The sequence below is a fragment of the Psychromonas antarctica genome, from assembly GCF_022267535.1.
Taxonomy (GTDB): domain Bacteria; phylum Pseudomonadota; class Gammaproteobacteria; order Enterobacterales; family Psychromonadaceae; genus Psychromonas; species Psychromonas antarctica.
The window spans coordinates 24873-37939 of record NZ_JAHNZV010000016.1 but is presented as its reverse complement, the minus strand read 5'-3'; the positions used below and the strand labels follow the sequence as shown (position 1 = coordinate 37939).

General features: G+C 38.5%; 9 protein-coding genes. 2 read left to right on the top strand and 7 right to left on the bottom strand.

Going from position 1 to position 13067, the window contains the following annotated elements; genetic code table 11:
* Nucleotides 1–7: 7 nt before the first annotated feature.
* The 3 genes from KSO91_RS06360 to KSO91_RS06350 all read right to left on the bottom strand — a co-directional run bounded on the left by KSO91_RS06360 (nucleotide 8) and on the right by KSO91_RS06350 (nucleotide 2938).
* The gene (locus KSO91_RS06360; RefSeq protein ID WP_238742123.1) at nucleotides 8–346 is read right to left on the bottom strand and encodes a hypothetical protein; all 339 of its coding nucleotides are present in this window, start codon (nucleotides 344–346) and stop codon (nucleotides 8–10) included.
* 457 nt (nucleotides 347–803) lie between these two features.
* Complete coding sequence (gene radA / locus KSO91_RS06355) at nucleotides 804–2216, bottom strand: DNA repair protein RadA (RefSeq protein ID WP_238742122.1); 1413 nt, start codon at nucleotides 2214–2216, stop codon at nucleotides 804–806.
* A 59-nt stretch (nucleotides 2217–2275) separates the two neighbouring features.
* Nucleotides 2276–2938 (bottom strand): regulatory protein RecX, encoded by a 663-nt coding sequence (locus KSO91_RS06350; protein ID WP_238742121.1) that lies wholly within the window; start codon nucleotides 2936–2938, stop codon nucleotides 2276–2278.
* Between the two features lie 446 nt (nucleotides 2939–3384).
* Here KSO91_RS06350 and KSO91_RS06345 point away from each other — a divergent pair, with 446 nt between their 5' ends.
* The gene (locus KSO91_RS06345; RefSeq protein ID WP_238742120.1) at nucleotides 3385–5064 is read left to right on the top strand and encodes a DUF342 domain-containing protein; all 1680 of its coding nucleotides are present in this window, start codon (nucleotides 3385–3387) and stop codon (nucleotides 5062–5064) included.
* 15 nt (nucleotides 5065–5079) lie between these two features.
* Here the strand turns inward: KSO91_RS06345 and KSO91_RS06340 are convergent, their stop codons facing one another.
* Genes KSO91_RS06340 through KSO91_RS06330 form a run of 3 tightly spaced genes read right to left on the bottom strand, consistent with a single transcriptional unit; the run spans nucleotide 5080 to nucleotide 8960 of the window.
* Nucleotides 5080–7062, bottom strand: coding sequence for a transglutaminase TgpA family protein (locus tag KSO91_RS06340; RefSeq protein WP_238742119.1), 1983 nt, complete (start codon nucleotides 7060–7062; stop codon nucleotides 5080–5082).
* Nucleotides 7059–8039: a DUF58 domain-containing protein gene (locus tag KSO91_RS06335; RefSeq protein WP_238742118.1), complete on the bottom strand. Its 981-nt coding sequence runs from the start codon at nucleotides 8037–8039 to the stop codon at nucleotides 7059–7061. Before KSO91_RS06335 ends, KSO91_RS06340 begins: the two co-directional genes overlap by 4 nt.
* A 3-nt stretch (nucleotides 8040–8042) precedes the next feature.
* Complete coding sequence (locus KSO91_RS06330) at nucleotides 8043–8960, bottom strand: AAA family ATPase (RefSeq protein WP_238742117.1); 918 nt, start codon at nucleotides 8958–8960, stop codon at nucleotides 8043–8045.
* Nucleotides 8961–9150: 190 nt separating this feature from the next.
* Between KSO91_RS06330 and KSO91_RS06325 the strand changes: the two genes are divergently transcribed.
* Nucleotides 9151–9873, top strand: coding sequence for a YebC/PmpR family DNA-binding transcriptional regulator (locus KSO91_RS06325; RefSeq protein ID WP_238742116.1), 723 nt, complete (start codon nucleotides 9151–9153; stop codon nucleotides 9871–9873).
* A 338-nt stretch (nucleotides 9874–10211) separates the two neighbouring features.
* Here KSO91_RS06325 and KSO91_RS06320 read toward each other — a convergent pair whose 3' ends face one another.
* A complete protein-coding gene (locus KSO91_RS06320) occupies nucleotides 10212–12986 on the bottom strand; it encodes a choice-of-anchor Q domain-containing protein (RefSeq protein WP_238742115.1) in 2775 nt (924 codons plus the stop codon).
* Between the last annotated feature and the right edge of the window lie 81 nt (nucleotides 12987–13067).

Sequence of the window (13067 nt, the reverse complement as noted above, 5' to 3'; positions counted from 1 at the left end):
TGAAAATTTATCGGCCAAAGTACTGATTGATAAGGCTCTCGAGATTATCAGCAAGTTGCTCTTCAAAATCATCTAAATTTTGGCCAAAGATGGTTAAGTATTGCTCCGCCTTACTTCGAGGTAATTTTTTTGATAGTATATAAAATTCCATCTCTGTTAAGGTTTTATCTAATCGGGGCTCAATTGACCAAATGATGTTCGTACTCGCACAGGCTTGTAATTGTTGTTGTGCAAACTCACAAAACTCCTTTATATAATCGCTGCCATTAGGCCCCAAAGAGCCAGGCTCCATACGGAATTTCACCAACAATTTTTTACTTTCAGCAAGCCCTCCATCTAGTGTCATTTATTGTCCTTTTAACTTATTAATACCAATATATAACAATAAGATAATACAAAAGAGAATCTAAAAGTAACAAAAATTTCACGGAAACAACGATTGACTCAAGTTAAACGGATAAAACGGCGAAATAAAAATAGCGAGGGAATCGTTTTAACTACAGCAACTGCAAAGTCGCCTCTTACATGTCCACATGAGACGTCCAGAGAGATGCTTTCGGGCACCAATATAAGGCACTGCATGAGGTATTGCGAGTGATTAACGGTGGTAATCCTCTATCTGCAGATGTCAATGCAGGCATTTAGCATCTTTAATAGCACTTCCCTTATGAAATGCGGCAGCGCAATACTGGTTTCTAGCAGAGTCCCACAGGGCAGTAAAATTACGCATAACTTGATAAGTTTAGAGCGCATTTTCCGAACTAATTAACGCAACGCAACTTAACTTAATCAGTAACCGCGAACTAATTTAATGCAGCAATCAATTCTTTTACATTTTTCAATGGATGAATCGACTGATCGGCTTTTACAAATTGCTGCATCGACTTATGATAAGCAACCGCGGGAATATAAATCTGCTTTTTACCATGGCTTAACGCCTCACGCACACGCGGTACAATTTGCGGTATTTGCCGTAATTCCCCAGTCAGTGCCAATTCGCCAATAAATACCGAATCTTCCGGCAGCGGTTTGGAGTTAATGGAGCTGAGCAATGCCGCTGTCACAGCCATATCCGTCGATGTTTCTGAATCGGACATTTTCAGTCCGCCAACTAAACTGATATTAATATCGTAATAGGTGGGGATACCGCCATGCTTTTTTAATACTGCAGTTATAAGTGATAAACGGCTATAGGAAACCCCGATACAGTTGCGAATAGATTTTTCACCTTCCACTTCGGTTGCTAAGGCTTGAATCTCAATAAGCAGATTTCGAGCACCGTCTTTGATCACTGAAATAGCCGAGCCTTCAAAGTGCTCTTCACTACCAGATAGAAAAAGTCGGCTCGGATTATCCACAGAGCGCATCCCTTTTTCAGTCATCTGAAAAATGCCGACTTGCTCGGTATCACCAAAGCGGTTCTTATCAGCACGTAATATTCTCACTGACGCATCATTTACTTCAATATGAATCGCGGTATCAATAATATGCTTTAATGTTTGTGGCCCAGCCATTTGCGAGTTTTTATTGACCTGACCAACCAGAATTAAGGTAATTCCGTGCTGCTTACATAATCTATTTAATATTTTCGCACAGGTCTTTACTTGTGTGACGCCACCCGCAGAACCGTCAACAGAGCTTGATTCAAATGCTTGAATGGAATCGGCAATTAAAAATTTAATATTATTAGTGATGCACTGATCAACGATATCTTCAACGCTATCCGTATCGGATAATAAAAAGTTAGCTTCATTAAAGTTCAGTTTTAAACGTTCAATGCCACGTTTAGCCCATTGGCTTAAGCTTTCTTCTGCAGTCACGTAGAGAGTTGGCATGGCATGTGACATTACCTCGGCAACCTTCGTCAACAAGGTCGTTTTACCAGAGCCGGGATCACCACTGATAAGCACGACTGAGCCAAGCGTTATACCACCTCCGAGGACACGGTCAAGCTCCGTCAACCCGGTTGTTACACGAGCCGCATTTTCAACTTGAACAGCAGAAATTCGCTGTACACCACTGCTTAATACGCCCGCATAACCACTGTCTTTATTACGATTTATGGCTGCATTAACAGATTTAGAGGTACTCGATGCTTCCCTAAATTCAGTAATGCTATTCCACGCTTTGCATTCCCCACACTGCCCCTGCCATTTACTATAATCAGCACCACAGTCACTACAGAGATATGATATTTTTGTTTTCACTTTGGCCATGAATCTATCCTGAAATTTATTTTAGTGACGACCCAAATTTTACGATAAATATAAGCTTTTTAAATATCGACATTAATTTTCCCATTAAAGGCTTTGATTGCATCCGCTGCATCAGCAAAGCTATGCCCTCTGGAAATCAATAGACGCAGCGCTTTATCCTGTGCTTTGCGTTCTACAATTGCCGTTTTAAATTTACGAAATAGCAGCGTAATCGCTTCATTCAAACCGTCACAATCCTCTTCAATATATTTCTCATTATGCACTTCAATGGCTTTAAATATATCATCAAACGAATGCCCTTTCCCCTGCAGAAAAGCCATCGCTTTTTGCTTCATACTTTGGTTTGCAATGCGTTTACGATATTTACCCGCTAAAAGTGTCACTGCAGCGGTAATATAATCACATTGATCATCAGTAAAATAATCGTCTATATTATTAGCATCAATCCCTTTTCGCTGTAAATCACGTTTAATACGGGTAGCCCCCCAGCCTCTATTTTGCGATGCACGAATAAAGTTATCTAGAAATCGGCTATCATTTAAATAGTTATTAGCAAGACACTCACCTATAACTCTTTCAATCCAATCCTGATTATTACTTTTTCGAGCAATTTTTTCACGTAACTCTTTTTCGCTATGATCACGGCGTCCCAAATGCCAAAGAGCCGACCTGCGCACGCCGTCTATATCTTTTGCTGCCTGTATGGGTTTATTAAATGACATATTTCTCCAACGCCCATCAACTGTTTAAATAGACAGTTAAATTGTAACCCTAAACAATATTAAAGCAAACTGAAATCGGACAATTGTTTTCGCGCTGAGAACATGATTCTTAGCAATCAATAAAATTGTGATAGAAGGTTACTTTCAACATATTAAGCTGCTTAGAATGTTATTCTCGGCAGTTTTTTAATTAAAAAGTAAGATAATTTATCCCTTTTCAATTAGTTTATAAAATAGCTTTATATCTGCGATTAAGAGTTAACAGGGATATTTTTTCACGATAACGTCAAGATTAGAACTTTCTTAATCAGCGAGCTAATAATACAAGTTGCCACTTTAATGAATCACATTAGCCGTCCATCATTTATTCTCTGAATGGGTAAAGTTAATGATTATATTAGAGTTACATTCGACCTTTGCTCATCAGAATAATAAGAATAAATAACATGGTAAATAAGCAATCACTTTCAACTAATATGCTACGCTTATCGACTGATAACAAGCAGTTATTACTCATGATGAAAGCCGTTAATAATGAAGTGACAGCGGATAATTTGTTCGCCGTTTTCCAGCAGTCTGATTATGCCAATCTAAAGCTCAACCTCACGGGGATCAAAGAAGCCGTTCAAAACTTTCAAGACATGGCGCATGAGAGTGAGCAAACAGCGGAACTTAAATCAATTGCCATCGCTGATAGATTAGATGCACAGTTAAGCATCGAATTTGATCCGCTTAAAATGGTTGCTAAAGCGAAAATAATCTCCGCTTATGGAGGATTAGCGATCACCTCTGAACAATTACAAACGGCGATGGCGAAACTAAAAATAAGCCAAGGAATAAATGGTAAGGCATTAACATTACTACTCGAAAAATCACAACAAGCAAAACCCGGCGCCATCTACCAAGCAACTATAGCGAAAGGAAAGCAGCCAGTTAATGGAAAGGATGCAATTTTTAAACGGTTAGTTGAAACCCCTAGAGAACGGTTGTTAAAACCTCAAGAAAAAGAAGATGGTCGTGTCGATATGCGTAATCTGGGAAAATTAATTACCGTCGATCCTGGTAGTGAACTAATGCGGAAAATTCCCTATAGCGAAGGTTCTTCAGGAATAGATGTGACCGGTAAAATCGTTAAGCATACCCCAGGAAAAGACTTTTCTCTAGAAGCCGGCGTCAATACCGAACTTTGTGCCACAGATCCAAATCTGCTTATTGCCAGCATTTCAGGTATCCCCAAGGCATTGAACAACAGCATGCTAGTAGATGATGTCTTGTTAGTAAAAAGTGTTGATGTCAGTTACGGAAATATTAATTATAAAGGCTGCGTTGTTATTGAAGGTGATATTTGTGATGGTATGAAAGTATCCGCGACGGGAGACATTAGCGTGTCCGGTTTTATTGACTCAGCACAGGTTAATTGTGGCGGTGATTTAATTGTTGGAAAAGGGATTTTAGGTCATAAAGTAGAGTTCGGCAGTCAAGATTTCTCTTGTGAGATCAATTGCCAAGGCGCTGTCATTGCAAATTTCAGTCAATACTCAAAAATCAATGCGGGACTAGATGTGAATATCCAGACACAATTATTACACTGTCACGTGATTTCTGGAGGGGGCATTAATGTTCAAGATGAGGCGGGCATAAAAGGGACTATATTAGGTGGTTTCTTATCTAGCAATAAAGGGGTGAATACTGTCACGCTAGGGGCAAGTGCCGGCAGCAAAACAGTAATTGATCTTGTCGGTTTCTATCCGAAACTAATGGACAGTAAAAAGCAACTTAATAACACGCTTATTCAAGAGCAAGAAAAATTACAAAGTCTCATTGTTGCGCAACGAAAAATTGATCAACTACCCCTTTCCGAGAAAAAGCAGGTTTTAGATGCTCGCTTAATGCTTACCAAGGAAGAGGTGAAAAAACAGCTGCTCATTCTCAAAAGTGAGCAGGAAAAAAATCTCGTTGAGTTACAGCTATATTTCGAGAATGCCAAAGTTATTACTCAAAAGGGGTTATATAGTGATGTTGCAATCTCTATCGGCCGTGATAGCTTTCGTGCAGCCCGCTCTTATGGTCCGACAAAAGTCAGTGTGAAAAACAACAAATTATTAGCTGAGCCTTACCTAAAATAAATTGTTGTTAACTTATCAACCCTTCTGCAATTGTCTGCAAATAAAATGTAATTGTTTAAGCTGCTTTTTACGTTCACTAGCGGGTAAAGTCATATCATATTTTAAGCTATTGTATTTGCAAACAAAATTTTCAAACTGTGCGGCAGGCAGATTAGACTGTAAACTGACTTGTTTGCAAAACTCGGTGATAGTTTGTCCTTTCCTACGAAATACTCCTTTTTTTGAGTAATAACGCTGTAATTGCAGATAGCACTTATCGGCAACACTTAAATTATCTCTAGCCCAAGGTTTAAATATCAGTAAAACAAGAATAATAAACGCCAGGCAGAGCATCATTAATCCCGCATAAAGCAAGTTTAACCATTGCAGCTCACCAAACCAAGACTGCAGCAAACGTAGCTGTTTGTGATTATCATAATTAATAACCCAAGTTGCCCATAAATAATCTACCTGCGCCAGTTTTGTTCGTAGTTGATTTAGCAGCTCAACATTTCGCCACCTCTGCAACGATAAATACTCATCTGCTAAAAATTCATTACTGTCTGATAAGCTTTGTTGTAACCCCAATTCAACACGTTCAGGGGCAACATATGCTGTCGGGTCTACCCTAAGCCAGCGATCTTCTTGCCAAATTTCAACCCATGCATGTGCATCATACTGGCGAATCGACATGAAATTATCTTCAGCTTGCCACTCTCCCCCCAGATACCCCGTCACCATACGTGCAGGTACGCCTAAACGGCGTGCAACATAAAGATAAGCACTGGCGTAATGCACACAAAATCCAGCTTGTGTTGCAAAGATAAAATCATCAACTTGGTCAATACCCAGTGGTGGGGGGTTGAGTGTGTAACGAAAATTGTCTGTTGCAAACTTATTAAGCAGTTGCTTAAGAATCTGCTGCTTATTAAGCCCCTCTTTTAGGTTGACGTCGATCCAGTTCTGGGTTTTAAGATTCCCTTTTAATGGCGTATTGGTCAGTTGCTTTGTTTCTATTTTCGTTAGCGGTTGTGGATTAACCTGGTGATATAAATTAACACTAAAAAGCGCTCTTTTAACCACCGGGTCGACTGTCCGCAATGCATAATCGCTTAAGCTAACAGTGTGTAAACTTTGCTCTGCATAATCCAAAGCTGGAATCCAGTAATTATAGTGAGGCTCAACAATGACATCATAATTACTTTTTGGGGAGCTGAGTATTAAGGGCTTTCCTTGCCCTTGCTTAGCGGCTCGCTCCTGATCTTTCTTGGCGCTACTTTGTGACCAAGTTTGCCCGTCAAACGCGTCTAATATCATCACTCGCCAATAACGTTCACTTTCAATTACCGGTTGCTGTGAAAATGAAGCTCGAAAGGCTAATTCACTAGAGCGACTTAACTGTGCAATTTCGCCCGGACTCACTCGATCACTTAAGCCCGTCGTAGCATGTTTTTGTAACGGCATTTTCCATAATGTGGGAAAACGAGGAATTACAACAAACAGTACCAGAGCGAGTGGTAAACTGATTAAGCTACTTTTAAGTAATAATTTAATAAAGCGGCTGCGAATTAAGCTTGATCCATGAATGCTTAGCAGTATAGCTAATAATAATAGGATGAGAAAAACACCAACAATCGCCATCAAAATCGAGAAATTAAAAATAAAAAATAGAGCGATTAATACAACACCTGTATTTACAAAGAAATGTACATCGCGAATAGATTTCAGTTCCAAAAACTTCAAGCTAAAACCGAGCATAATGAGATGCAACATCACATTAAAGATACCCTGCTGATAAACCAGTAAAATAATCACTATGCTGCTGAGTATTGCAGTCAAACTCAAAAGTAACGTTGACATCAAGCGTAAACGGCCATAAAAATTAAGTACACGATAACTAGCGCACAGCAGACCAAAAATAATTAAAGCGGGATTTAGGTGATCAAATAACGCCGTCACCACGCCAATATAGGTAATGATAATAAGCGATAAACTGAAGCGATTAAGAAACTCTTTCATTCTCTTAACCCATACAGAGCCAACGCTTTTAAACACCGCGTTTTATGTTGTAAACCGTGTTCAGCGACAAACGTTGTAGCACCAAGTTTTAAGGTATAACTAAGATGCCGCTTATCTAGTTCTATTATCTGGTAGCTAAGTAAACTGAGTTTTTTTTCTAAATCTAAATTTCCATATAAGGCCAAATCTAAGAGTACATCACCACCTTGATCTTGTTCAAATTGCTTACTAAACCACCCCCTACCTTGTGCCAACTGTTTCCATGCCACGGATTTTAAAGACTCACCCGCTTGATAATTTTTCAGCATAGAAAATTGATCAACACCAAGCGCTGTATTTGTTATACCTTGAGTGCTTTGCCGTGTGGATAAACTAACAAGCGGTTGCTTATTTTTCTGAGGCTGAGGGTACAATAAAGCGCGCAAGTCAAAATCAAGAAACGTCCACACCGTAAATAAACCAAAAGGAAATGTTGATGCTATGGTGACTCTCCCCGGATTAAACCAACCTCTTTTTTTGGATAATCCATAAACTAGCACTTGTTCTTCACTTATTAACGATTGCAGCCCTGAACTTTTTTTCTGAAAATAGATACTCATCTCCTGACCAAGATTGCTTTTTTTCGCCATACGCAAACAGAAAACGCAATCAGAGCCAGCAAATTGAGGGGTAACCGGAGTTGCAGTCAGGGTTATATGTGCAATATTTTGATAACTTAGAAATAAACAAGTGACCATAAAACTGCACAGAAAAAACAGCACAAACAAAATCAAATTATTTTGGTAGTTAGTGCCCAGCAAAAACAAAATAAAACAGAGCAATAAAAAATGCCGACCAAACTTAGAGGGGAAAATAAAGATATTGCGATGATTTAAAATAAAACTGTTTTGCGCAGGCATGCGCGCAGTTAACCAACGCTGGAAACGTCGATCAATTAGTCTTTTTAACGGCGCGGTAAGTTTGCAATATATTTTCATCAATTAACCAAGCGGATCAACACTGTCGAGTAATGTTTGACTAAGCGCTTTATTCCCTTGCTTATAGCCATCCTGCCCTGCTAAACGGTGATCTGTCACGGCAACAAAGACAGCCTGAATATCTTCAGGAATGAGATAATCTCTTTGCTCAATGAACGCCATCGCTTTGGCTGCTTGCAGTAATATTTTACTGCAGCGAGGTGATAGTGGGTTAGCTGAAATACCGCTATAACGACTTTCATGGATTAGGCGTAAAAGATAATTTAACACCGACTCATTAGCTTGAATTCTATCGACAGCAGCTTGCATCATCAACAGCTCTTCAATATTTATAATAGCTTCAATTCGGCGTTTGTTAGATGCAAAAATAGGTCCTTTTAGCATCTGTAATTCAGCCTCCATATTAGGAAAGCCAAGTTCAATGCGCATCATAAATCGGTCTAATTGAGACTCGGGTAAAGGAAAAGTGCCCGCTTGATCTAAAGGGTTTTGTGTGGCGATCACAAAAAAGGGTGTTGGCAATAGATGGGTTTCACTGTCCAATGATATCTGTCTTTCTTCCATCGCCTCTAACAATGCGCTTTGTGTTTTAGGACTGGCACGATTTATTTCATCTGCTAATAATACCTGACAAAAAATGGGCCCCTTATGAAACTTAAATTGCTGCTTACTGCTATCAAATATGGATACACCGAGAATATCTGCGGGTAACATATCACTGGTAAATTGCACACGTTGGTAATCAAGGCCAAGTGTTTTTGCTAAAGCCGATGCAAGCGTTGTTTTTCCCATACCAGGTAGATCTTCAATTAACAGATGCCCATCCGCAAGCAAACAAACCAACGCTAATTTAGTCTGCTCTTCCTTTCCCAATAAAACACTATTCAATTGTTTAAAAATTTCAGCTATTTTATTGTGCATTAATACCTTTACCTTGTTTAACTATCGAACGAATATTGATTATAGCGGACAATTTATCATCAAGTTCAATATTTATTAATTCCGCACTAGCGTACAGACACATTTACAAGGTAAAATTCTAACCAATATTTTTAATCCATAACAATGCTATATCTTAGTAATGTTATGACCAACAAAAGAGTCTAATTAGATGGGAAGAGCATATCAAAACCGCAAAGAGTCTATGGCGAAAACTGCGGGCGCTAAAACTAAAGTTTATTCGAAGTATGGTAAAGAGATTTACGTTTGTGCTAAGAGTGGTGGTTTCGACCCCGATGGGAACCTCTCTTTACGTCGTTTAATTGATGGAGCAAAAAAAGATCAAGTACCTACACACGTAATTGAACGTGCAATCGAAAAAGCCAAAGGCGGCGGCGGTGAAGATTATGAACGCGCCACTTATGAAGGTTTTGGCCCTGGTGGCTGCTCAGTTATTGTTGACTGTCTAACCGACAATAATAAACGTACTTGGACCGATGTGCGTAACTGTTTTATGAAAACAGGCGCTAAAATTGGTTCTCAGGGTACCGTTGCCCACATGTTTGAGCATCAAGCTGTATTTGTATTTAAAGGCTCAGATGAAGAAGATGTTTTAGAAACATTAATCATGGCTGACGTTGATGTGACTGATGTTGAAAGTGAAGAAGGCAATATCACCGTATTTTGCCCACACACTGAGTTTTATAAAGCAAAAACGGCACTCACTGATGCTAATCCAGATCTTGAACTCGATGTTGAAGAGATCACCTTTGTAGCGCAAACCGATACTGATATAGCCGCTGAACATGTCGAAAAATTCGAAAAATTTATTGAGATGTTAGAAGACAGTGATGATGTGCAAAACATTTACCACAATGCAGTATTACCTGATTAAATAGTTACCACTTTGTGAGTGCAATGAGACATGAAAACCACATTATCTAATGTGGTTTTTTTATGCCTGTAAAACTATTTAACCTCAGTTCTGGATAATGGAAGCGAAATAAGATTAAATATCAACAAGTTAAAAAACATATTATACAGTGCTGTTAGTTTTGCGTAGTTCAAGGCGAATCATCGCAGCAATAACTGGTTATTGGCAGATGATTTAACGCAGAAATACGCGTAAATAACGGTACTGTATCGTTTAGCTTATCCAGAATTGAGGTTATTTAACAACAATATCAGCCACTGTCATATTGAGGCCCACAAACAGTTGCTCAAAAAATTTAATTAATATTGATACTCATAAGCACCAATATCAAAGGCACCATCAACAGCCCTACGATTTCCTTCTAAGTCATCTGTTAATTGGTCACTCAAATTCAGACCAGCATCAATTGCAACTGAGTCAGAAAAGAGGCGGTAGCCATTTGCAGAATCGACTCCGGCGTTATCTGTAAATATATTCCCCTTTCCAGATGTTTCAGAAAGACATGCAGGTAATATACTGTTTGTTAATGACAATCCGTTTAAAACATTGTCGCAGTATGACGCATCCGCATTTATTATAAGATTATTACTACCATTTGCAGTGTTAACGGCAAAAGAGACAAGGGACGATAAATTAACAATAGTATTATTTATTAAATTAAGAGAACCGTATTCACCACTTTCAATATCATAAGAACTTTGCCAAAGTTTACAATTTGAAAGGGGCGGAGCTACAAACAAATTATTAGCAACAAATGCCCTGCCTGCTGACTTAAGCAGATAACTTGAACCGTATGTCTCATTTTGACTCACTTCATTTGCGATGAAGTGTAATCCCTTATCAGAATTCACTAAATATTGAAGATATGTAAGTGGTTGTATTTCAAATCTATTATGACTAAATATACCTTCTGCAATAGTAAAGTTACTGCCATTATTTATATAAACATCAAAACCATCAAAGTCTAAACGCTGAGTTGATTTAAATGCGCCATTTCCATCATTAGATGTCAGCCAAAGTTCAACTTTATCTTCTCCTTTTAAACTTAATTCGCGATCTAAAGCGATATTACCAATATAGATACCTGGGATAACAGTTATTTTATTTTCTTCTGTCGCATCTATTTGCGCTTTTAAAGCACTCATATTCTGGCCAATAGAAATACTTCCCGTTGTTTTTTTTGATTGCGATAAGTCAGGCGTGTAAATCGTTTCAGTCGTAAATTCTAAATCTAGATGACCATAATCGACAGGTTTTGTAAAACCTAATATGAATTCAGAGTTAGCGTAAATTGATATGTTATAACAACTAAAATCAAGATCGCTAAAAGTGCATCTTACCCCATAGTTATCGTTGCTATCTACCCCATTAATAAATATGCCCGCTTCGTTAGTAGTTACTTTCCCGAAAACATTAACTGTTGCATTAACAGGTCGACCTTGCGGATCCGCCTTTACAACAAAGGAATATTCAATATTATCTACAATATCGTCCTTAACAAGGCCTAAAGAAGCAGCTTGTACACGAGAAGCCAAATCACTGCGATTAGGGGTTAACTCAAGAGTTAAGTAATCATCGTTATAGGGAATATCGGTTTCAAGCTTTGCCTGCAATTTAATCTGTGTGGCATCGTTTAAAGTAACTTGTAGGGTGGCAAGCGAAAATGTCTCAGAATAATCGGTGGTGGATAAATTTATGTTATTACAACTTAAAACAGGCTGATCTCTTTCATCATTATTTAAAATACGGCAACCAGAAGCGTTATCAAGCACAGACCAGCTATGCTCTGGAGTTAAAGGCATCGTTAATCGCGTGTTTTTCATTAATGTCGCTAAGCCATCGTTATTCTCAATTTTTAATGTTAATGGGATTTCAACAGTCTCATTAACATAATAACCAGGGTCGAAAGTAGATACAAACTCTATTGAAAAGTGAGGGTAGGTGTAAATATCCAACGGATCTGTATTGGCTAAATATTCATAATAATCAAGAAAACCATCTTTATCACTGTCACTATTCTCATTTGAAAGCGTTTCATCTAAGCCGTGATCTATCTCCCAATGATTAAGCAGTCCGTCATGATCGTCATCAGCTAAATCACTGTATTTTGTGTCCATTAAATACCATGACGGCACAGAAATTTCGCGGTCTATATTTTCATCATTATTATAATTAGCAGATATTGTCGTAAGCGAAATTTTGTCATAAGTATAAGTTGTCTTAGTTTCAAGCGTCATACTGCTTAGCGCATTACTAAGGCGTAATTTACCTGCTGTTAATTGCTTATCCTCATTTAGCTTAATTGGAGTCTCTGTCTTAATGTTCAGATAGCCCATATTTGAGAAATAAACTTGACCGCTTATATTTTGCTCTGGTGTTTCTCCATAATTCTCCACACAGGTAAACACCTGAGATTTTAAATCAACATCGAGTGTACTCACTTTGTTTGTTTCAAGCAGGATATTAGATGTCGTTGTCTGCAGGCAACTACCTCCTCCAGTAAAGGCGAGAGTACCGGTTAATGTTCTATAATCAGCAACATATTGTTCCGTATAGTTATCATAAACGATATTAAATTCTCCTACCTCACCTTCCCCCCAAGTAAGCAAATCATAAAAAATAGAGCCCGAAAAGGTAATGCCCCCCTCAACGCACTGATCATAACGATATGATGCTTGACCTAAACCCGGCTCTCTCATGTTTTCTGTGACAGTCAGTTTTCCACCATCTACACAGGCAATAGTTTGTTTCACTTTATTGTTACTATTCGCCGCTTTGTTACGTGTTTGAAATGTTGTTTTAATTGAAGCTAACGTTGCTAAGCGCTTATCTTTCATTGCAGTAAGGCCTGTAACGTCGCCCTTAAACAAATAACTTAATACTGGGTAGAGTTCATCTTCGGTTAATTGAGCGGCTTCAGTACGGCCCGAATATTTGCTCATTAATTGGCTTGATGAAATCTCCGCAACAATCACAGAGGCACCACCACCACCACCACCACCACCACAGGCGAGTAAAGAGGAAAGAAGTAAACCGCTAAATACAAATTTGAATATGCTTTGGAAGGGAGTCAAAATTACATCCTTGTGAATAAATAATACAAAAAAAGAGACTAGCCAAAGAAAAAACAACTATTTCAGGTAAAAAAAATCGGC

Excerpts from the sequence above, each read along its gene's own strand:
- KSO91_RS06350 (WP_238742121.1), bottom strand. The coding sequence starts at position 2,938 with ATGTCATTTAATAAACCCATACAGGCAGCAAAAGATATAGACGGCGTG.
- KSO91_RS06330 (WP_238742117.1), bottom strand. The coding sequence starts at position 8,960 with ATGCACAATAAAATAGCTGAAATTTTTAAACAATTGAATAGTGTTTTA.
- KSO91_RS06340 (WP_238742119.1), bottom strand. The coding sequence starts at position 7,062 with ATGAAAGAGTTTCTTAATCGCTTCAGTTTATCGCTTATTATCATTACC.
- radA (WP_238742122.1), bottom strand. The coding sequence starts at position 2,216 with ATGGCCAAAGTGAAAACAAAAATATCATATCTCTGTAGTGACTGTGGT.
- KSO91_RS06335 (WP_238742118.1), bottom strand. The coding sequence starts at position 8,039 with ATGAAAATATATTGCAAACTTACCGCGCCGTTAAAAAGACTAATTGAT.
- KSO91_RS06325 (WP_238742116.1), top strand. The coding sequence starts at position 9,151 with ATGGGAAGAGCATATCAAAACCGCAAAGAGTCTATGGCGAAAACTGCG.
- KSO91_RS06360 (WP_238742123.1), bottom strand. The coding sequence starts at position 346 with ATGACACTAGATGGAGGGCTTGCTGAAAGTAAAAAATTGTTGGTGAAA.
- KSO91_RS06345 (WP_238742120.1), top strand. The coding sequence starts at position 3,385 with ATGGTAAATAAGCAATCACTTTCAACTAATATGCTACGCTTATCGACT.